Source organism: Fenollaria sp. C0166D3 (assembly GCF_056590255.1).
Map to the genome: position 1 here is coordinate 92,497 of NZ_JBWPVU010000006.1, position 22,781 is coordinate 115,277.

At 34.0% G+C, this 22,781-nt stretch carries 17 protein-coding genes and 1 pseudogene; all 18 read right to left on the reverse strand.

Translation table 11 applies throughout. From position 1 onward, the window contains the following. Positions 1-119 precede the first annotated feature (119 nt). Complete coding sequence (locus AC1EJ0_RS05625) at positions 120-872, reverse strand: phage replisome organizer N-terminal domain-containing protein (RefSeq protein ID WP_048949719.1); 753 nt, start codon at positions 870-872, stop codon at positions 120-122. A gap of 2 nt (positions 873-874) precedes the next feature. After that, positions 875-2,527: a MobQ family relaxase gene (gene mobQ / locus AC1EJ0_RS05630; RefSeq protein ID WP_480023531.1), complete on the reverse strand. Its 1,653-nt coding sequence runs from the start codon at positions 2,525-2,527 to the stop codon at positions 875-877. 241 nt (positions 2,528-2,768) lie between these two features. Further along, on the reverse strand, positions 2,769-3,098 hold the full coding sequence (locus AC1EJ0_RS05635) for a DUF3847 domain-containing protein (RefSeq protein WP_009346081.1): 330 nt from the start codon (positions 3,096-3,098) through the stop codon (positions 2,769-2,771). An 83-nt stretch (positions 3,099-3,181) separates the two neighbouring features. Continuing rightward, positions 3,182-3,598 carry a sigma-70 RNA polymerase sigma factor region 4 domain-containing protein gene (locus AC1EJ0_RS05640; RefSeq protein WP_001074477.1) on the reverse strand — a complete coding sequence of 139 codons (417 nt, stop codon included), beginning with the start codon at positions 3,596-3,598 and terminating at the stop codon, positions 3,182-3,184. Positions 3,599-3,863: 265 nt separating this feature from the next. Further along, positions 3,864-4,448 carry an MptD family putative ECF transporter S component gene (locus AC1EJ0_RS05645; protein ID WP_000791747.1) on the reverse strand — a complete coding sequence of 195 codons (585 nt, stop codon included), beginning with the start codon at positions 4,446-4,448 and terminating at the stop codon, positions 3,864-3,866. Between the two features lie 10 nt (positions 4,449-4,458). After that, positions 4,459-5,160 (reverse strand): energy-coupling factor transporter transmembrane component T, encoded by a 702-nt coding sequence (locus AC1EJ0_RS05650; protein WP_000375396.1) that lies wholly within the window; start codon positions 5,158-5,160, stop codon positions 4,459-4,461. Positions 5,161-5,164: 4 nt separating this feature from the next. Next, positions 5,165-6,670 (reverse strand): ABC transporter ATP-binding protein, encoded by a 1,506-nt coding sequence (locus AC1EJ0_RS05655; protein WP_000601969.1) that lies wholly within the window; start codon positions 6,668-6,670, stop codon positions 5,165-5,167. Positions 6,671-6,672: 2 nt separating this feature from the next. Continuing rightward, a complete protein-coding gene (locus AC1EJ0_RS05660; protein ID WP_000488165.1) occupies positions 6,673-8,382 on the reverse strand; it encodes an ABC transporter ATP-binding protein in 1,710 nt (569 codons plus the stop codon). Next, positions 8,375-10,114, reverse strand: coding sequence for an ABC transporter ATP-binding protein (locus AC1EJ0_RS05665; protein WP_001114254.1), 1,740 nt, complete (start codon positions 10,112-10,114; stop codon positions 8,375-8,377). Before AC1EJ0_RS05665 ends, AC1EJ0_RS05660 begins: the two co-directional genes overlap by 8 nt. 103 nt (positions 10,115-10,217) lie before the next feature. Then, the gene (locus AC1EJ0_RS05670; RefSeq protein WP_000079886.1) at positions 10,218-10,790 is read right to left on the reverse strand and encodes a TetR/AcrR family transcriptional regulator; all 573 of its coding nucleotides are present in this window, start codon (positions 10,788-10,790) and stop codon (positions 10,218-10,220) included. 75 nt (positions 10,791-10,865) lie between these two features. Beyond that, a pseudogene (locus tag AC1EJ0_RS05675) lies at positions 10,866-13,754 on the reverse strand (DUF4368 domain-containing protein). Between the two features lie 90 nt (positions 13,755-13,844). Further along, the gene (locus AC1EJ0_RS05680; protein ID WP_480023530.1) at positions 13,845-14,330 is read right to left on the reverse strand and encodes a PcfB family protein; all 486 of its coding nucleotides are present in this window, start codon (positions 14,328-14,330) and stop codon (positions 13,845-13,847) included. A 23-nt stretch (positions 14,331-14,353) separates the two neighbouring features. After that, complete coding sequence (locus AC1EJ0_RS05685; RefSeq protein WP_480023529.1) at positions 14,354-15,166, reverse strand: replication initiator protein A; 813 nt, start codon at positions 15,164-15,166, stop codon at positions 14,354-14,356. Positions 15,167-15,288: 122 nt separating this feature from the next. Continuing rightward, positions 15,289-17,211, reverse strand: coding sequence for a lysine--tRNA ligase (gene lysS / locus AC1EJ0_RS05690; protein ID WP_480023528.1), 1,923 nt, complete (start codon positions 17,209-17,211; stop codon positions 15,289-15,291). Between the two features lie 10 nt (positions 17,212-17,221). Then, entirely contained in the window at positions 17,222-17,695 is a 474-nt protein-coding gene (gene greA / locus AC1EJ0_RS05695) for a transcription elongation factor GreA (protein WP_058260109.1), read from the reverse strand. A 150-nt stretch (positions 17,696-17,845) separates the two neighbouring features. Then, positions 17,846-18,406 carry a hypothetical protein gene (locus AC1EJ0_RS05700; RefSeq protein WP_480023527.1) on the reverse strand — a complete coding sequence of 187 codons (561 nt, stop codon included), beginning with the start codon at positions 18,404-18,406 and terminating at the stop codon, positions 17,846-17,848. Positions 18,407-18,437: 31 nt separating this feature from the next. After that, positions 18,438-18,950 (reverse strand): GNAT family N-acetyltransferase, encoded by a 513-nt coding sequence (locus AC1EJ0_RS05705; RefSeq protein WP_480023526.1) that lies wholly within the window; start codon positions 18,948-18,950, stop codon positions 18,438-18,440. Positions 18,951-19,054: 104 nt separating this feature from the next. Beyond that, positions 19,055-22,591: a pyruvate:ferredoxin (flavodoxin) oxidoreductase gene (gene nifJ / locus AC1EJ0_RS05710; RefSeq protein WP_480023525.1), complete on the reverse strand. Its 3,537-nt coding sequence runs from the start codon at positions 22,589-22,591 to the stop codon at positions 19,055-19,057. Positions 22,592-22,781 lie beyond the last annotated feature (190 nt).

Here is a 22,781-nt window from a genome sequence, read left to right on the forward strand (position 1 = left end):
CATAAATACGCTATTTTTTCATACTGCAATTTTAAGCCCTATTTTACACTTAGCTATAGTCTGATACCTATTTTATCATTAACGCTCTAAAAACACCTTTCCACCGTCTTATACGAGGTCTACAAGTGTTCCCCCTTGTCATAATCTTCAAAGGTATATACTTTTGATTTATGGCTTTCTTTTAATTTACCTTTATCTTGCTCATACCAATGAACTAAGGTCGCATAATGATCTTTATAGTTTCTTCCCGTGCTTTGCATATAGGTTGACAGCTTTTCTATCATTTCTTCCCTATGACCTTGCATTTTATCCTTTAACTTCCCATATTCTTCATCGGTTAAGGAAACATTTTTATATTCTCCATAAAGGTTGGGGGATATTTTTTCTATCTCCCCCTCTTTTTCTAACTCTATATCTATCTCTTTATCTATCTCTATATCTCCGTTGCAGTTTTGTTGCAAAAGGTTGCAAGGTGTTGCACCAGTGTTGCATTGCAACGCTTTTTGTCCTCTCGATTTTCTTGAACGCCTTGTAGAAGCTGTTTCTGAACCTATAAGACTTGGAATTTCTGTTAAAAAATACTCGTCATTTTCTGTAATTATCTCCATCAATCCTTGTGCTACAAGATAATTTACTGTAACCATTACATCATCTTCCGTTTCATCAATCGTTAAGGCAAGCTCTTTGATAAAGTCTGTTTCTACTCCATCATAATACAGCTTCCCACTATCTTTTAAGCTAAGTAAAAGCAATTTAAGATAAATGATTGTATAGGTATCTCCTCCTGATATTTTTCTTAGCCTTTTGATTCTCTTATCTGTAAAAAAATCTTCTTTCAATTTTAACCAATAGTATCTTCTGTTGTCTGCCATTTTTATCTTTCCTCCCCTTTATTTTTATAATTTTCTTTAGCCTTTTCTTTTGCTTTTTGTTTGTACTGCTCCTTTCTTTCCTCTTGCTCTTGAAATTTTTTCAGTTGTGCAATTACACTTGGTTTATCTCCCCTCTTAATTGCCTTGTCTATCTCTATAGATAAATCTATTCCATACTCGTCACCCACAATCTTTACTGCATATTTGATATGATCTATCTGCTTAAATTCGTCTTGAACTTTAGCTTTATCTTCAGTTAAGTCTTGTATCTGATTTTCAAGGCTTGATATTTCTTTCTGCCAATCACTCGACTTTATAGCTGATGTTCCAGTAAATTTTTCTATAGTCTTTCTTGCTTTTTTGTAGTTTTCAATTTCATCTTTATGTGAATTGTAAAATTTATCTTTAAGAAAAGTTTTATCTTTATATTCCTGATATACCGCCTTATTTTCTTTGATGATGTCTGCACAAATAAAGCAACGATTTAACTCCTTTATTCTTTGGGTTTTGCTTTGAATATCTTCACTTATCTTTTTACTTTGCTTTGCCAGTTCAATGACTTTTTCTTGTAGGTCTGCTATGGTTTGAAGATGATTATCTTTCAAATAGTAGATTGCTTTTACAAATCTCTTTAGGTCTGCATTTCCTTTTTTTATCTGTCCGTAGTAGGATAGATTTTTTGTTTTTTCTCCCTGTATCTCGTTGTAGATAGAGATATATTCATAGAGGTTAAAGAGTTCTGCTTTGTTCTCCAGTTCATCTTTTTTGGTCTGTTTATACTCATCGTATTTAGCTTGTAGATTTCCAAGTAAAGAGTCTATCCAAGAGGTGATTTCTTTTATCTTGTTCTTGATGGCTTTTACTAAGGAATTATGCTTTTTTATTTCTCTGTTGATGTTTCCTTTGTCGGTTTCGATTCCTTTTTTCTCTAAGGCACTTGCACTTGCTCCCATATGAATGGTTGGGATTTCTTCTATCCCTTGTCTTTTGTAGGAGCGATGGTCCACTCTCTTTTCCTGATGATTTTTTTCTAAATACTGATTACAAAGGCTTGCAAAATTCTCTCTCCATTTCTCTGCGTTTCCTTTATCGTTCCAGTCTGTCAGCTCTACTTTTCTTGTTTTGTAGTTTCCGCTTTTTAGTTTTATCTTTTCTCCCTTTTCATCAAGTACATATTCCTTTTTGCTTTTTGCCAGCCACTCTCCTTTTTCATTGATTGGTCTAAGGGTAGTCATAATATGAGCATGGATATTGTTATTTTCTTCATCACTTTCATCATGGATTGCAAGATCTGCTATCATTCCTTTTGATACAAAATTTTCCCCAATAAAGTCGGTAATGAGTTTCTTATTTTCTTCAAAGGATAATTCTTTTGGTAGAGCAATGATAAAATTTCTTGCAAGCTGTGCATTGCTTGCTTTCTTATTTAGTTCAACGCTGTTCCATAAGGTAGTTCTATCTTTTAATGCTATGGGGACATTCTCCGGCAAGAAGATTTCTGAATGTAAAAGTCCTTTTTTATTATGATAGTCATGAACTTCTCCGTCCCATTCATTTTTGATTTTCTCACAAGAGATATATGCTGCACTTGCAACTGCCGATTTACTTTTTCCTCTGCTTATCATAGAAATACTAAAGTGAAATGTTTCTGCCATCGGTATAAGCTCCTTTCATTTTTTGTTTGTTTTCAGGTAAAGGAAAAAAGCAGACAGGTTATTTTTTGTATCTTTTCCTATCTGCTTTATCCGTATATTTTTATTAAGTTTTGTGTGTTTAAAGACTTGCTAAAATCCCTTAGATTTTCTAAGGGCGCAATTATACACCCTAAATGGTGCTTTGCGTTCTGCGAAGCTTTTTGCCCTTGCAGGGAGCTTCTGAAAAAACTATTTTTTTTATCTACTCTATGTCTGTTTCATCTTCCATATCTTTTCCATTTATCATTTCTTCATAGGCTTGTCTGTATTCTTCTGTGTGAGTAGAGATATTTAACAGTTTTTCTATCTCCTCATTGGTAAATATTAGAGGATTTTTAATGACCCTTTCTACTATCAATCCCCTTTGTATGAGCCTGTGATTTCTTCTTTTTCGTTCCTTTTCATTTGCCAGTTTTTCTAATTTTTTGCCTTGATTTTGTAATTGTTTCAGCTTTACATCGCACTTTTCTCTTTCTTCCTGAAGTTCAGAAATTTGTTCCTGTACTTCCTGTAATGTTTTTTCTTTCTTCATTTTTAATTCCTCCGTTTTGGTATCTACTTGTTTCCATAAAGAAAGGTTAAGCACCTTTTTTGACACTTAACCTTTCCAAGTTTTTAGATTTTATCTTCTAAAATCTTTCTCAGTTTTTCTAAAATCCTATCCCTCCTCCCACTGATTGCTTGATGTGTAACTTTCTCTCTTCTGCTGATTGACCTTAGACTTTCTTCTTTGTAGAAGATGGCTTCCATTAGTTCTCGTTCTTCTTTTGTAAGAGTATTTAATGCTTTATGAAGTTCTTCAATTCGCATTTTTACTTCTACAATTTTTTCTAAGTCTATCTTTTCATCTATGATGTTATCTACAAAGTGTCCATCATGATCCAGTGCCGAAAATGGTATTACATTATGCTTCCAATCTTTTCTTTGGAGATACTTTTCATGCTCTGTTATCTTCCAATAGGCTTTGTAGACTTCTTCACTTACAGGTACGGCTTTGCCTTTTACATAAAGGTAATATTCTTTCTTTGCCACTTAGTCATCCTCCTTTTTAAGTTCTCTGTTTTGGTTTTGAGAATAAAAAAGGAGGACTTCTACACTTTGGCGTAAAAAGTCCTCTCGGCTTAAAAACTAATGTTTTATATAATTTTCTATTTGGTCGTTTCTGGTAAAGTATTATTGCTATGTGTAAGCAATTCCAAGAATAAAAAAGGATAATTATATCGTTCCGTGAAAACCGAAACTATAAGTTTTGACATAATTATCCCTCCATTATTTTCCCTCCTAAGTAAATTTATTATTAAATCACTCCTGCTTTTTCAAAATGCTTTTTGAGTATCTTTGTTGCAACGAATGCTCCTATGCAAGCAAGAACAAATGTTATCAAGGCAAAGCCTACTGCCCATGAAACTTTGAAATAAGATAATGCTTCATTTATTTGTGCTTCACTCATTTTCCATTTTGATGCTCTTTCCACAAAAGAAGCTGTTCCGAATAAAATCACAGGAATTACTGTCCCTAAAAAATCCGCTAATGCAAATATCCCATATCCAATAATCATTCGTCCCTTGCTCTCATAATTTCCTATAATCAAATCACATATAATTCCACCGATTACAGCAAAGACTGCATGAGGCAAATGTCCTCCTGACAATGCAATTAAACCAAGAAGCGTTCCTGATATTGTAAATACGCCCTTCTTTTTAACTTTCAAAGCCATAAGGATATAAACGGTAGCAGCTACCATAAAGCTAACTCCTGAAGCAATAAATCCTCCAATCACTGTTGTTGCCATAGCAAATGCAACCGCCATGTATATGACAATTCCAATTGCATTAAAGATTCCGATTGTAATAAAATCACGACCATTTAATTTGTTTTTCATAAAAGTCCTCCTAATAAATTTTCTGTATTACTATCACAAGAGCAATCATCAAAGCTCCTAATAGTCCAATCAACAAATCCGTTGTTCTAAACCTCAATTTTGTTAATGTAACCCTGTTCTCATCACTATCAAGTCCTCTAATGAGTGCTGAAGCTGACAGTTCATCTGAAATCTTAATCATTCTCATTAAAAGCGGAACAAGCGTATATTCAATATATTTAATTGGATGTAGCAAGGGGAAAAATCTACTTGTTACGATTCCTCGAATCTTCATATTCTCTTTTAATGCCTTGAGTTCTATTTTTATAGTTGGTACAAACCTAAGCAAAACACTAAAAGGTATACCAATGCTTCTTGGTACTTTCATTCTATTTAATGCTTCAAGCATTTCACTTACACTTGTAGTCTTTGTTATATATCCACCAAACATAGCAATTAAGGTCATCCTTGATGCAAAGTAAATAAACATATATATTGCAAATACGATACTTGCTTCACAAAACTTTCCAAGCCATAACTCTATGCAGTATAAAATCACAAAAAACAAAATAAAGCGTAATGCTCTTTTCCACATACTGCTGTATACATACAGAAAAAAGGCAAAGAGAATCAGTCCGAAAAGTAGAATTGTATCGCTTATAAAAAAGCTCGTAAATCCAACAATTGGAAGTAGAGTAAGTTTTATTCTCGGATCGACTGTTTTTCTATCCATCAAGTTATCTACCTCCTCTCATCTTGTCCAATATGAGAATTTTATTACTTTCACTCATATTCAAAACACTTTCTATTTTTCCATCTCCCATTACCCAGAGCTTACTCACTGTGTTCGCTAAAAACTCAAAATCATGACTTATCACCAAAACTGTTGTTCCATTTTTTAATTGTTCTTCAATTAATTTTGCCACTGAAAGCATTGAGTCTTTATCACAACCTGATGTTGGTTCATCATAGATAAAAACTTTTGCCTGTTTCATCATTCCACAAGCTATTGTGAGTCTTTGTTTTTCTCCTCTTGATAAAGCAAACGGATGCTTATCAATGTATTTATCTAAGCCAAGTACATTCAAAATAGACTTTGCCTTTTGAGTATTTTCTTTTTTATCTTTACTTGAAATACCAAGCAGCATTTCATCAAGTACACTTTCCGAAAACAACTGATAGTCTGAATCTTGAAAGACAAAATATGACATATCCATTAAATCTTTATGATTAAGCGAATTATCTTTCCCCGTCCATATCTTCCCCTCTTTTATCTTCTCAAGTCCTGAAATCACTCTTGCAAAGGTAGTTTTTCCGGTACCATTTAAGCCGATAAGACCAATGGCTATTCCGCACTCCATATTAAAATCAAGATGATTTAAAATGTACTGTTTTTGCTTCTTTCCATCCTTAGCTACATTCGGATAGCAAAATCTCAAGCCTTTTCCGTTTATACTTTCATCATTTAATTGATATGAGTCTTTCTTCTCACTTATCCTATATTCTTCTAATTCAAGAGTTCTTAGTCCATTCTCATCCCAAAACTCCCCTTCAAGATGAATAACTTCTTCCCGACTCAAGTCCAGTGCAATTTCTCCATCTTTCACCAAAAGAAAACGGTCAAATAAAGATTTTACATAGTACAAACGATGTTCAATTAGAACAACTGTTGTTCCTTTTTTCTTTAATTTTTCCAAAATTAAAAATAGGTCAAATGTTGCTTTCATATCCAAATTTGCTGAAGGTTCATCTAAAATTAAAACTTTCGGATTCATCGCATAGATACTTGCAATAGCTATCTTTTGTTTCTGTCCGCTTGATAATTCAAAAACAGATTTTCCTTTCAGTTCCTCAATATCCAGTTCTGCATATACTTCTTCTACTCTCTGTTTTATTTCATCTCTTGATTTGCAAATGGTTTGAAGCCCAAAAGCTATTTCTTCATCTGTCGTTGTCGTAAAAAATTGACTTCTTGGATCTTGAAATACAGTCCCTACAATATGCCCTATTTCATGAAGCGATAATTTGCTTATATCTTTTCCGGACGCAAAGGCTTCCCCTTTCATTTTGCCTTTGTAATAATGTGGAATAAGACCATTCATCACACTTCCAAGAGTACTTTTACCACTTCCACTTTTCCCTGAAATTAAAACAAATTCACCTTTTCTAATTTCAAGATTGACATTTTTTAAAGCAGTTCGTCCATCTTCCCATTCATAATAAACATTTTTTAGCAAAATCATGGTTATACCTCATACTGAGCTTTCCATAATTTTGTGTAGTAACCATTTTTTGCAAGAAGTTCGCCATGCTTTCCTTTTTCAAGTAAATTTCCTTTTTGAAATACGAGAATTTGGTCAGCTTTTTGAATTGTTTTTAAATGATGAGCCACTACAAGTACAGTTCTATTCTTTGCAAGTTCTGTAATAGCATCCTGTATCAAAGATTCGTTTACAGGATCAACATTACTTGTCATTTCATCAAGAATTAAAATCGGTGCATCTTTTAGAAAAGCTCTTGCAATAGATATTCTTTGTCTTTGTCCACCTGATAAAATTCCTCCATTTTCGCCAATATCAGTTTCATAACCTTTTGGTAAGCTCATAATGAAATCATGTATCCTTGCCTTCTTTGCAGCTTTAATGATTTCCTCTTTTGTAGCTCCTTTTTTACCTACTCTAATATTTTCTTCAATCGTGTTATCGAATAGTTGAACATTTTGCATGACAATACTGATACGATCCAAAAGCTCATCATAAGGAATATCCCTTATATCAGTTCCTCCGAGTGTAATTTTCCCTTTATGCACATCATAAAATCTTAGAAGTAAGTTTGTTATAGTAGTCTTTCCACTACCTGATTCTCCAACTAAGGCTGTCATTGTTTTTTCAGCAATAGAAAAACTCAATTTTTCCATTTTAAATTCATCTTTTTCATAGGAAAAATCTATGTTTTCAAAAGCTATATCATTATCTTTCGGAACAATTCCATTCACTTTATCCGGGATTACATCTGCATATAAAATTCTTGAAAGTCTTTCGTAACTATCTACCGCCGAAACATAGTACATATAGTGTTGTTCCATAGAAGCGAACGGCTTATAAAACTCTTTTGAAATTACCGCAAAGATAATAAAATTAAGCACATCGAGATTTCCCTTTATAACAAGTATTGCTCCTGCAATTAAAAGAACTAAATATCCAATATCCAGTAAAAAACCAAATATAGATAACTGTTTTGCCTTGAATCTTGAAGCTGCTTTACTTGTTTCTCCGAACTTTTTCGTTTTGTTCATAAGCTCATTATCTAAGCTCTTATTGTTTGAAAAACTCTTTAGTACAGGTATTCCTCTAACATATTCAACAAATAAGCTAACCATATCAAGAAGTGCTGAGTTGTTCTGATTTTCTATTTTTTCAGATTGCTTAATTGTCAGATATAGAAAGATAAGTGCAATCGGAACAGATACAGCCATAATAATAGCAAGTTTGAAATCAATACTTGCAAGACCAACAAATACGACTGCACCTATCAAAAAATCACCAAACATTCTTGACCACATGTGTCCTACAACAAGGGACATATTATCAACATCTTTGTGTAAAATTGTATTGATCTCGCCCAGTCTTTCGTTGGTATAAAATCCTAAGCTGAATTTTTTTAATTTGATAATCATGCGTTCTCTGATTTGCTGAACAATATCAAAACCTGCACTATGCTTTTTCATATCTGCAACCATATTACAAATACCTTTGAACACTACAAGTAATCCAATCGCAATAAAATATTTATATAGACTTGCTAAGCTCGTTCCATCGAATATTTGGAACAGTATAGAAAATACGATCACAATCATAGCTATGGAGCTTAGTCCATAAAGGGCAAAGAATACACTCGATATAATCAAATCTCTCTTGCCAGTTTTTGTAAGTAGTTTTAACATTTCTCTAAACATTTTCTGTTACCACCTCTTTCAAATTCCATCTATCTACCTTGTTCTGTGCTTCAACCATATCCTTATAAAAATCACATCTTTTCATCAGCTCTTCATGGCTTCCTGCATCAAGAACAACACCCTTATCCATAACAATAATTTGGTCTGAATCTCTAATCGTATTTAGATGATGAGCAATTGTAATGATGGTTTTATCCTTGCTTAAATCGTCAATTGCTTCGCCGATAAGTCTTTCATTTTCACTATCAACAGCCGCCATTGCTTCATCTAATATTAAAATCGGTGCATTTTTCAGTATCATTCTTGCTATAGAGATTCTTTGTTTTTCTCCACCGGATAACTTAACTCCCATTTCACCTACTCGTGTTTCATATCCATTTGGCAATGCTGAAATAAAATTATGGCATCTTGCTTTTTTAGCAGCTTCTATGACTTCTTCTTTTGTTGCATTTAGTTTTCCAATTGCTATATTTTCAAAAATACTTAAGTCAAAAAGGATAACTTCTTGTTGCACACTACCAATCAGCATTGAGATATTTTCTTGACTATATTCTTTTATATCTTTTCCATTTATCAGTATTTGTCCTTCATCTGCATCCCAAAATCCCATAAGCAAATTAGATACCGTACTCTTTCCACAACCGCTTGCTCCTACAAAGGCGTTCAAACTATTTTTCTTAAAATTCAAATTGATATTTTTAAGCTCAAAGCTATCTTTTCCGTATGCAAAATTCACATCTTTAAATTCTATGTTTCCAAATTCTAAACCTTGTTCTGTCTTTTTGTTTGGAAGTGGAACTGTTAATACTTTCCCTATCGCCTTTAACGCTTCCTTAAACACAATAGAAAAATGTTGCAATGTAGCTGTCTTACTTATAGAAGCAGTAAAAGCAGACGATAAAATAATGGCAAGGATAAAATTAGGCGTTGTAATATTTCCATGATAAAGAAATATGCTTCCCAAAATCATGACAATAACCACTCCAATTTCCATAAATATGTCAATGAGTCCCATTGGAATTGTAACCATCCCCATGCTCTTTTTAACCCAGTAAATATATTCTCTTGCCGTTTTTAATGTTCTTTCACTAATTTCCTCTTCTTTAGCAAAAGCCTTAATCACAGAAATATTTTTTACATATTCCATTAGCTCTTCTCTCATTCTGTTTTCATGATTGAAGTAAATCGCAAAGTTTTTATCCATTGTTTTCTGTGAAAGAACTTTTACCAAATACATGAGTGGAACTCCGGCAATCATCCCAAGAGCAAGACGCCAATCCACAAAAATCATAGCTACAAAAATAATGGTAGGCAGAAGTGTAACTGACATTATTTCAGGGAGACCATGAGCAAGATATACTTCCACTTGTTCTACATCATGTTGGACAATGTTGGTAAGCTCTCCTGTATTATGTTCTTTAAAGAATCCCAAACTTAGTTTTTTCAGATGACCGATAATATCTAACCTAAGTTCTGTTAATTTTTCGTATGCTTTCTCATGGGCAACCTTTGTTGCAAAATAATAAAACACTCCTTTTAATACAAACGATATAAAGATTCCCAAAAATATATACTTTAAATTACCTTCGTTAATATTGTTTGTAATTAAAGAACTAATCAAATATACGAGTAAGATTTGTGGTATCAAATCAAATACTATTTTTAAAGCAAGAAGTGAATTGGATAAACCGTTTTTCCCAATCACTTTTTTTCTTAATTCTTTTTCCGGCATGAACAACTCTCCTTTCAAAATTGAATAATATTGAATTTTAATTCAGTATTAAGGTTTAAAGTAAGACTTTGCTGATTACGCAAAGTCTATTTTTTTGTGCTGATTATAGGGATTCCACTCCCTTGTAATAACACCTTGCAATAAGTTTTAGCATATCTTTTGCCCACTTTTCACTTTGATAATGCCTTGCTATTTCAAGAAGTCCCTCTGTAAAGTTACTGGCTAAAATATGGGCAAGCATTGGATCATATTCCTGTTTCGATTGTCTTTTTAAACTTACTTCAATATGAACCTGCATTTGTGATATGAGTTTTTGTTTTGCTTCTGTATGCTTTGTACCTGAGCTTTTATCCATTAAAATAATTAACTTCTTACGATCTTTTAAAAGTTCATGAATATAATTTTCTCCAACCTCATCAAACCTTTCAGAAGCAGAACCTTTTTCCAAAGATTCTTCCTCATTAAAAGCTGACTCGAAGTTTATATAAACAGAACTTACTACTGCATCAAACAAAACTTCCTTATTTTTGAAATAGGTATAAATGAGTGCCACAGGAATATCTGCTTCTTTTGCAATTTCTGTTAATTTGGCACCTCTATAATCCTTTTTATAAAATACTTTTTCTGCTGCTTCGAGTATTCTATTTCTAACTTCTTCTTTTAATACTTGTGCCATAGCACACCTCTTTCTATTCAAATACTGAATATATATTTAATAATAAATCAAAATTCAATATTTGTCAAGATAGGTTTAAATATTTGTTTTTATATACTCACTCACCGGTATCCCCACTCTTTTCAAAACCTTTATTTTCTCCTGTTTCTTCTGTTCTCTCCTTGCCTTATATTTATCTTCATACTCTTTCTGTTTTCCGCTTGCTTTTCGTTTCAGGTAATTTTGATGTAGCTTGTCTTTTCTTTTCTTTATTTTTCTTTCTTCTTCCTCAAGTTTTTGTTTTTCTTCATCACTTAACTCCGCCTGTGGCAGTTCATAATTTCCTATGAAATTAAAGTAAATTTCTATCTTTTGCTTTGATGTCTGACTTCCTTTTCTATCTCTTTCGTGTACGATAATTTTTTCTACAAACTCATTTATCATTGTAGTTGTAAGTTCATCAAAGTTTTCATAACGACTGATAAGAGATATAAATTTTCTTGCTCTGTCTGTTTCTTTTTCATATCTTGAAACCTGCTGCTCCAAGTCCTTAATTTCTTTACTTAAAGCTACCTGCTCCGTTTCATATTGATTATTAAGGATTTCATAGCGATTATTCGGTATTTTATTCAGGATCATATCTTCGTAAATTCTGCACATCAGTCGTTCGAGTTCCTGAAGTCTGTTTTGGCTTTCCGTTAATCTTATCTTTTCCTTTTCTATCTCTATTTTTTCTTTTTCTTCCATTTCATTTTGAATGGAACGGATAAAGGCTTCATTATCTTCATCAAGGTATTTTTTAATGTCTTTCAGTGTTTCCCTAATAAGGTTTAAGACTACTTCCGCTTTTATTCTGTGTGCTGATGGACAAAGCATGCCACAAGGTGTTTTAGTATAGGCACTGCAAGTGTAATAGGGTATATTTTTGTAATTGCTCGTTCTATGAACATACATCTTGCTCCCACAATCTGCACAATACATCAGTCCTGTGAGTGGGTGATATTCTCCCCAACCGTCAGGATACCTTTTTACATTTCCCCTTATCCTTTGCACATTATCAAAGGTTTCTTGGTCTATGATTGGTTCATGCGTGTTTTCAAAAATAAGCCAGTTATCTTCCGATACATATTTACTTTTCTTGTCCTTGAAATGCTTTCTTGTCTTGAAATTGACTGTATGCCCCAAGTATTCCTGTTTCTTTAAAATGCTTGCTATGGTTGAGCTGCACCAACGATAGGGATGTTCAAAGTTTTTGCTTTGATATAGTCCATAGCCTAATTTTTGTTGATGGTAGGCGGGTATATCTACTTTTTCACTTTCTAATATCTTTGCTATTCGATACGGACCATTTCCTTGCATGGTCAGGTTAAATATTCGCCTTACTATCTCTGCTGCTTTTTCATCTACTATCCATTTGTTTTTATCTTTTTCATCTTTGATATAGCCATAAGGCGGTGTACTTGCCGTATGTTTTCCACTTTCCCCTTTTGACTTGAAAGTCGATTGGATTTTTCTTGATGTATCTCTTGCATACCATTCGTTCATGATATTTCTAAAAGGGGTAAAATCATCTTCTCTGTAAAAACTATCTACATTGTCATTGATAGCGATTAGTCTTACGCCCTTTTGTCTTAGTATCTCCATACATTGACCGACTTTGAGATAATCTCTGCCAAGTCTGCTCATATCTTTTACGATGATACAACCAATATTTCCTTGATTGACTCCGTTCATCATTGCCATAAATCCCGGTCTGTCAAACTGTGTTCCGCTGATTCCATCATCTGTAAAGTGAATGATGTTTGACAGGTTATTTTTGCTTGCGTATTCTTCCAATATTTTTTTCTGATTGATGATAGAGTTACTCTCTCCTTGCAGTTCATCATCACGACTTAATCTTTCATAGAGTGCTGTTATCTTTTCAAAATTCCTCATTTTTACCCCCTTTCTCTTAATTTTTCAATAAAAAAAGAATTAAGAAGTACATATTTCACTAAAATAGTGATTAAGTGTTCTCCTTAATTCTATTACTCCAGCTGCGAGTTTATATTTTTTATATTGCTTAACAGCAAAATGCTGAGGATCTTTTTGTTCCAATGCTTCGAATAGTCTGTCAACTGGGTTTTTGTATGTTTCATCATCTTCTCTAACTTCAGAAGCATCTATCATATCAAGAAGCGTTGCAAAGTTTTGCTCTTCTTTAGGTGCTTCATAAAAGATATATCCTATCAAAGCCGTATAATACAATTTTTCAGCTTTTACCCAAAAGTCTTCTCCAGCTTTTTCGCCCTCGCCTTTAGTGTTGGCAATAATAGTCTGTACTAATTTTAAGATGTCTATTTCGCTTCTGATATATGCGAACGGATTATATTTCATAGACTTCTTAAAATTTATAGTATTTAAAACTTTTATTTCATAACCATTGTCATAAAGCATCTTTCCACACTCATTTATAAGTGTGCCTTTAGGGTCAGTGACTACATAAGAAGAATGCATTTGCATTAGATTTGGCTTAACATAGAACCTTGTTTTACCTGAACCAGAACCGCCTATTACTAAGACATTTTTATTTCTAGCATATTTAGGATTTTTAGGTCTTGAGTTCATTGTAAGTCTTTCGGTATTAGTAATTAAAACATTATTTTCAAACTTAGGGTCGATATATGGCTCTATATCTTTGGAATTCCCCCATCTTGCAGAACCATATTCTTTGCCTTGTCTGAATTTTTTTCTGTTTTTACCTTTTTCGTAAATAATCAGCTTGATTATGGCAACAAAGATTAAACCTGATAGAATATCGTTTAGCTTTAAACTTGGAATATAAGAGATAGTTTTTAAATCTCTTAGAGCAACAAAAATTTTATCTATAATATCTCCACCTATATAACCATTGACATGCTTTGAAAAAATATTTGCTATATAAAAAAATACAAGATACGGTAAGTTTTGCTTAATAAAACTTTTTTTATCCTGTATTTTAAACATGCCCTTAATGTCAGCTACTATGCTTTCTATTATTTTATTCTTCATAGCCGTCAACTTCTTAATATAGTGGCAAAAGATTTAAAGTTAACATCATAGTGATTGCTCCTTATGCTTATTTTTAACTTTATCTTTAAAAATAGCTTCTTTTGCCTTTTGCTTAAAATTTTCAAGTTTTTTGTGGACAGATTCTTTTCTATCTATCTTCTTTTCTGCTCTTTTGATAGCTTTGTTAAAAGCGTGATACATTACTTTTGAGTCCTTTGATTGAAAGAATATAGTATATTCTTTTGTCTCCTTATCTTTAACCACTGAAAAATTTACGCCATCTTTCTTTAGCTCTTTCCTCAGTTCTTTCAATTCTGCATCTTTAATTGGCATATCTTCAACTTTACCCTTTGCTACTAAGTCTTTTAACTTGACTTCTTTCCCATTTGTTTTAAGAGCTTTATCGAAGCTTTCTTCATTACCACCTAAACCATATATTGATTTGATTGCATTCAAAACACCTTCAGCAGTTGCTTTAGCCAGTTTATACTCTATATTTAAGGTCGATCTGCTCGCCTCTTCATTAACCATCGTATATCCACCTCCACAAATTTTTATTTCCAATTATTTGAGTATTTTTCAGTTAAATAATTATCTGGATATTCTCTCTCATTGAAATCTTTAGCTTTAGATACTGGTTTCAATTGTGTTTTACTTTTATATTTGTTGTCATTTAAATACCAGTTTATTATCGTAGCTTTATGGTCTTTGTAAGATCTATCATTCGACTTCATGTATGAAGACAACCTTTCTATATATTCATTAATTCTACTACCTATTTTATTTAATAAGTCTTGATATTCAATTTCACTTAAGAAAACATTTTGAAATTGTCCATAAGTTTTTTTCTCGTCTCTTTTTATATTATTATAATTAGTATTATTATAATTAGTATCTATTCCGTGTACTTTCTTCACTTCTTGAGATGTACTTTTTACATTTCCAGAAGTGTAATTATTACACTTCTGAAGTGTAGAATCTACACTTCTTGTAATATACTCATTTTTCTCGATGTCAAATACACTCATAAAATCTTTAACATAGATAATATTTGGCTTTCCTAAGCCTTGCCTTTTCTTTTCTATTAATCCAATATTTTCAAGCTCAGCAGATATTTTAGTAGCTGTCTTATTAGAAACACTCAAGGTTTTCATGATTTCATCTATAGTAAAAATTATATAAACCCGATCTTCATCGTCAATCCAATTATTTTTATATGAATAGCTAGTTCTTTCAAGTAAGCAAGCATAAAATATCTTAGCATCAGATGATAAAGATTTAAAATGTTCATCACTAATTAAGATTTTTGGTAACATATAGAAACTAAACCTATCAGCTTGACGATTATAAAAATAATCAAAGTTCATAATTTCACTTCCTTTCTTGCATTAAAAAAACGATAGATTTCTCTATCGCTCTAAAATATGTTAATAAAAAAACTGAGATTAAATATATTTTAATCTCAGTTCATAACGAGTTCTATTTTTAATTAATATAATTTTGCTCCTGCAGGAATACTAGGGTCTAACATTATTAAATTTAATAACTCTTCCCCATCATATTCACATATTGCAGATAAAAGCATGCCTTGACTTAATTCTCCCATCATTTGTCTTTCAGGCAAGTTAGTTATTGCCAAAAGAGTTTTACCAATTAATTGATCCGCATTATAATTAGCTTTAATACCCGACAAAATAATTCTATCTTTGCCAGTTCCATCATCTAAAGTAAACTTTAATAATTTTTTACTCTTTGGAACTTCTTCACAATTCTTTACTTTTACAACTCTAAAATCAGACTTTGAAAAAGTTTCAAAATCAACTTCATCTTCAAATAAAGGCTCAACCTTTATTTTGCTGAAGTCTAATTTTTTTAAATCTGTCGTAACTTGGTCGTAAGTTTTGTCATTATTAGCATTAGAATCGCTATTTTCTGCCTTTTCTAAGCCTATTGGCTTCATTGTAGGGAAGAAGATTACGTCTCTTATGGATGCTTGATTTGTAAGTAGTATGATGAGTCTGTCAACACCTATACCAAGTCCGCCTGTTGGTGGAAGACCAACTTCTATAGCGTTTAAGAAGTCTTCATCCATTGGGTGTGCTTCGTCATCGCCGTATTCTTTTTGTCTTAATTGTTCTTCGAATCTTTCTCTTTGATCGATTGGGTCGTTTAATTCTGAGAAAGCGTTTGCTATTTCCCAGCAATTGGCAAAGGCTTCGAATCTGTTAGTAATTCTTGGATCGTCTGGATTTCTCTTTGCTAGTGGAGAAATTTCTACTGGGTGGCCAATGATAAATGTTGGCTGATCCATATATTGTTCGCAGAATTCTTCGAACATTTCACTTATTACGTGGCCTCTAGTCATGCCAGGTTTTATTTCAAGTTTATGTTCTTTAGCTACTTCAAGAGCTTCTTCATCTGTATTTATCTTGTCAAAGTCAACACCTGTGTGCTCTTTAACTGCGTCTTGCATTTTAATTCTTCTCCATGGTGGAGTAAAGTCAATAGTTTTGCCTTGATATTCAACTTTTGTAGTTCCTAAAACTTCTTTAGCAACGTAAGCAACAAGATTTTCAGTAATTTCCATCATATCGTTATAGTCAGCGTATGCTTCGTATAGCTCGATATTAGTAAACTCTGGATTGTGTCTTGTGTCCATACCTTCGTTTCTGAACATCTTACCCATTTCATAAACTTTGTCGAAACCGCCGACTATAAGTCTCTTTAGGTAAAGTTCGTTCGCTATTCTTAATGACATGTCGATGTTTAGTGCGTTATGATGTGTTAAGAATGGTCTTGCGTTTGCACCACCAGCGATATTGCCAAGGATTGGAGTTTCTACTTCTAAGTAGCCTAAGTTGTCTAGGTACTCTCTAATCTTTCTAATAATTTTATTTCTTAGTAAAAATGTTTCTTTTACTTCCGGGTTAACGATTAGGTCAACGTATCTTTGTCTGTATCTAAGGTCTGGGTCTTTTAATCCGTGCCACTTTTCAGGTAGTATTTGTAAGGATTTGGAAAGTAATGTAAGCTTTTTAGCTTTAATACTGATTTCGCCTGATTGTGTTTTAAAGACTTCGCCTTCTACGCCTATGATGTCCCCCATATCTAAGTATGAGATAATCTTGTAGGCTTCTTCACCTAGTTCGTCAATTTTTGAAAGGATTTGTATTCTTCCCTTCATATCTTGTATGTCCATGAAAGAGATTTTACCGTGTCCTCTCTTTGACATAATTCTACCAGCTACGGTAACTTCCTTGCCTTCAAATTCATCGTAGTTATCAGTAATGTCTGTAGTGTGATGATCAGGATTAAACTTTTCAATTAAGAATGGGTTCTTGCCTTGATCTTGTAGTTCTTTTAACTTTTGTCTGCGAATTTGAAGCATTTCATTTAAATCTGTGTTTTGCATCTTTCAACTCCTATGATATCTTTGTTATTTTATATTTCTTAATACCTGATGGTGCTTCTACTTCAACAACTTGATTTCTTTTTCTACCTATCATGGCTCTGCCAACAGGGCTTTCGTTTGAAATCTTACCGTTAAATGGATCCGCTTCTACTACACCAACGATTTGGTATTCTAAAAACTCATCTGTATCCATGTCTTTGAATCTAACGTTTGAGCCAACCTTTACTGATTTGTTATCAGTATCTCCTGCCTCGTCTATAAGTACTGCGTTTCTAAGTATATTTTCAAGTTTAGCTATCTTTTCTTCAAGTGCTGCTTGATCGTTTTTTGCTTGATCATACTCAGCGTTTTCACTTAAGTCTCCGTAACCAAGTGCTATCTTGATCTTTTCTGCAACTTCTTTTCTTGCAACGGTCTTAAGGTACTCAAGCTCTTCTTCCTTTTGTTTTAAACCCTCTTCTGTTAAGTATTGTTCTTTGGCCATACATCTCTCCCCTTACATATATATTAACATTGTTATTATATTAGATTTACTCGTAATTGTCAAGCATTTTAATCACAATTGTTACCACGTTATCACATGTATATGGACTAAAAAAGATCTAAGACTAACTTAGATCTTTACAAAAACTATTTACTTGTTTTCTAGCTCTTCTTCGATTGCTTTTCTTAGTCCAGCTTCATCGTCTGGAAGGTCTTCATTGAATGATGGGTCAAGCACGAATAATATACTTGAGTCCTTCTTAAGAATGATGCACTCACCATCTTCAGAGTCTGAATAATCTCTAAAGGCTTCGACGCCCATATCATCAAGTATCTTAAATACAAGATCGAGCTTCTTGTTACGTCTTGTCACATAGTCTTCGAGCTCATCTGTGCCGATGGCATAAGCGCCAATCACTTGATACTTATCATACATGCCTTTGTACTCGTTAAGTAGTGGATACTCTTCGACATCGACGTAAAGATATTCTCTGTTTAGAAAGATATCTCTCGAAATGATAAAGTCGGCGTCATTGAATTTTAGCTTAAGTAGTGCTGGAAAACCATCTAGATATATTCTATAGTTATAGCCATCTTCTTCAGGTTTGCAGCTTGGAATGCCTTTTAAAAACTCTTTGTAATCTTTTTCTTCTTTGAACATGCCTATCGAGTAGACAAGGTCAAAGTCTCTGTATAGTTTTAGTAAATACATATAATCAACTCCTTAAAATATATATACCCAATTATAATTTAATCCAGTATCTTTTTGTTGAATGAAGTTCATCTTCTTTAATAATATTTTCGAGCTCACCGCCACACGCTTCTATGGTCTTTGCTGACGCTATATTATTTACGTCACATGTAATAAGAACTTTTTCATAGCCGTGATTTTTATAAAACTTAAGTCCTTCTTTAAGCATAGCTTTTGCGTATCCTTTGCGTCTTTCATCTGGGACAATTGAGTAGCCTATATGTCCACCAAATTTAAGTAAAAAGTCATTCAGTTCAAGTCTTAAATTTATCATGCCAATAACTTTGCTCTCGTCGTCATCAGTATAAATATATTGCATCGCAGGGACTATTCCCTCTGGGCAGGTGCTTTTATTTTCTATTGACTTATTCCTTTCAAGCCACTCATCAAAATCAAGTCTTTCAAGTCCACTAACCCCGCAAAATCTCTCTCCTGCTTCTATTATTTTCTCTTTAAATTCTAAAACTATATCTTTATGTTTTTTATTTGCTTTAATTAGTTTCATCTCTTCACTTCCTTTTATATATTATAAATTATTGAGGGGTGAATTGCAAGCAAAAAAAGATGCGAAGATATCTCCTCGCATCTCATTAAATATATTTACTTAAATTATTTATCTAAGCCAGCCATTCTCTTGTAGCTTGCAAGTCTGTCTTTAGCAGATTCTTCAGCTGCCTTGAATAAGATTTCTGCTTCTTCAGGGAAGTCCTTTTGAAGTGATGTGTATCTTACTTCAGAGCCTATGAAGTCTTGGAATGATTCTGTAGGGTCTTTTGAGTCTAGTACAAATGGATTCTTGCCTTCTTTTTCAAGTCTTGGGTCGAATCTGTATAGGTGCCAGTAACCAGCTGCAACAGCTTGTTTTTCTCTGTTAACGCTCTTACCCATACCGCATTTTAATCCGTGGTTGATACATGGAGCGTAAGCGATGATGATTGATGGTCCATCGTATTCTTCTGCTTCTTTAATTGCTTTAAGTGCTTGGTTCATGTTAGCGCCTAGAGCGATTTGAGCAACGTATACGTAGCCATAGCTTGTCATCATTAGACCAAGGTCTTTCTTTCTGATCTTCTTACCAGAAGCTGCGAATTTTGCAACAGCTGCTGTTGGAGTAGCTTTTGATGATTGTCCACCTGTATTTGAGTAAACTTCTGTATCAAATACAAAGATGTTGATGTCTTTACCAGCTGCTAGTACGTGGTCAAGTCCGCCAAAGCCTATATCGTAAGCCCAGCCGTCTCCACCGAATACCCAAACAGACTTTCTAATCATGTAGTCTCTTAGTTCATCAAGTTGTTCTAGTATTTCGTCTTGAGCTGCGTCGCCAGTCTTCTTAGCTAATTTATTAGCCATCTTAGCGTAAGCTTCTTTACTTACTCTAGCGTCTCTTATATCTGATAACCATAGTTTGAACGCTTCTTCAAGATCAGCGTCCTTCTTGTCTAGTTCGATGTAGCTTTCCATAAGAGCTTTGATTCTCTTTCTGTTAACTTCATCAGCTAGAACGAAACCGTAACCATATTCAGCGTTATCTTCGAATAATGAGTTAGCCCATGCAGGTCCCTTACCGCATTTGTTTACGCAGTATGGAGTTGATGGAGCTGAACCACCCCAAATTGATGAACATCCAGTTGCGTTTGCAACGATCATTCTGTCACCATATAGTTGAGTGATTAATTTAGCATAAGCAGTTTCACCGCAACCAGCGCAAGCGCCTGAGAATTCAAGAAGTGGTTGTTGGAATTGAGATCCCTTAACGCTAAATTTATCCATAAGGTCGTCTTTTACTTCAACTTCGTCCATAGCGAAATCCCAGTTTTCACTTTCTACTTCAGCAATGTCTTCGAAGTGAACCATTTCTAATGCTTTTTCCTTAGCTGGACAGATGTCAGCGCAGTTACCGCAACCTGTACAGTCAAGTGATGAAACTTGCATTCTGTATTGTAATCCTTCTAAGCCTTTACCCTTAGCTTCGATTGTTTCAAATGTTTCAGGAGCCTTAGCAGCTTCTTCATCATTTAGAAGTATTGGTCTGATAACAGCGTGAGGGCAGATGTATGAACATTGGTTACATTGGATACAATTTTCTTTGTGCCACTTAGGTAGGTTAACAGCGATAGCTCTCTTTTCGAACTTAGCTGTACCATTTTCAAAAGTACCGTCTTCAATACCTACAAACTTAGATACTGGAAGAGTGTCACCCTTTTGAGCGTTCATTACTTCAGCAATTTCTTCGAAGAACTTAGTAGTTTCTTTCTTTTCTTCTTTTTCGTCCTTTAAGTCTTTCCAGCTTTCTGGATATTTAATTTCTTTTAATTCTTCAATACCCTTGTCAACTGCTTCGTAGTTCATATTAACTACTTTTTCACCCTTACGTCCATAAGATTTAACGATAGAGTCCTTTAAGTGAGCAATTGCTTCGTCAAGAGGAAGTACTTCAGATAACTTGAAGAATGCAGCTTGCATGATCATGTTTGTTCTTCCGCCTAGACCGATATCTTCAGCGATTCTAGTTGCGTTTATAGTGTAGAACTTAGCATGGTGCTCAGCAATAGAGCGTTTTAAGCTGTTAGGTAAGTTTTCTTCTAGTTCCTTTTCGTCCCAAATGCAGTTTAATAAGAATGTTCCGCCATCTTTAAGTCCATCTAATAAATCATATAGATTGATGTAAGATTGTTTTGAACAGCTTATGAAGTCTGCGTGGCTGATTAGGTATGTTGATTTGATAGGTGATTTACCGAATCTTAAGTGAGAAACAGTTACACCACCTGACTTCTTAGAGTCATAAGCAAAGTAGCCTTGTGCGTAAAGGTCAGTGTTATCACCGATAATCTTGATAGCTGACTTGTTAGCACCTACTGTACCGTCTGATCCGAAGCCCCAGAATTTACACTTGATAGTTCCTTCTGGTTCAGTATTTATAATTTTCTTAATTTCTAGTGATTTATGAGTAACATCATCATTGATACCAATAGTGAAACCATTGATAGGATTTTCTGATGCTAAGTTTTCATATACAGATAAGATTTGTGAAGGAGTAGTATCCTTTGAACCTAAACCGTATCTACCACCAACGATAAGTGGCTTAGTATCTGCATCGTAGAACATTGACTTAACGTCAAGGTATAGTGGTTCGCCTAGAGCGCCCTTTTCCTTAGTTCTATCTAAAACAGCTATTCTCTTAACAGTCTTTGGATATACATCGAAGAAGTATTTCTTAGAGAATGGTCTATATAGTCTAACCTTGATAAGACCAACCTTCTTGCCATTGCTGTTTAAGTAGTCAACAGTTTCTTCAACAGTATCAGTTACAGAACCCATAGCAACGATGATGTCTTCAGCGTCTTCAGCTCCGTAGTAGTTGAATGGTTTGTATTCTCTTCCTGTAATCTTTGAAAGTTCCTTCATGTAGTCAGCAGCTATCTCAACGATATCTTCATAGTGTTTGTTAGATGCTTCTGCAGCTTGGAAATAGATATCAGGGTTTTGAGCAGTACCTCTAGTTACTGGATGTTCTGGGTTCAAAGCGTTTTCTCTGAACTTTCTTAGAGCGTCCTTGTCAAGAAGTTTCTTTAGATCTTCATAGTCGATAACTTCGATTTTTTGAATTTCGTGAGAAGTTCTGAAACCATCGAAGAAGTGTAAGAATGGTACTCTGCCCTTAATAGCTGAAAGGTGAGCAACACTTGCAAGGTCCATAACTTCTTGAACTGAGCCAGATGCTAACATAGCAAAGCCAGTTTGACGGCATGCCATAACGTCTTGGTGGTCACCAAAGATGCTTAGAGCGTGAGAAGCAAGAGCTCTTGCTGATACGTGGAATACACCTGGTAGTAATTCACCAGCGATCTTATACATATTAGGAATCATAAGTAGAAGACCTTGTGAAGCTGTATATGTAGTAGTTAATGCACCTGCTTGTAATGATCCGTGTACAGCACCAGCTGCGCCAGCTTCAGATTGCATTTCTTGAACTAAAACTCTTTCGCCAAATATGTTAGTCTTGCCGTGAGCAGACCAGCTGTCAACAGCTTCAGCCATATTTGAAGAAGGAGTTATTGGGTAGATGGCAGCAACTTCTGTAAATGCGTATGATACATATGCAGCAGCTGTGTTACCATCCATGGTTTTAAATTGTTTTGCCATTTTTATTCCTCCTATAAAATTATTATCTTTCACAAATGTAATTATATAACAAAGGCCAAATATTTGCAAGGGTAATTTATAAATGTGATTTAAATCACCTATAAGATTTACTTATACTTAAACGCTTTCATATAGCTTTTACTTATTGCCATGCTTATGGCCTTGCCACCATGATCACAGAGCCTTAGAT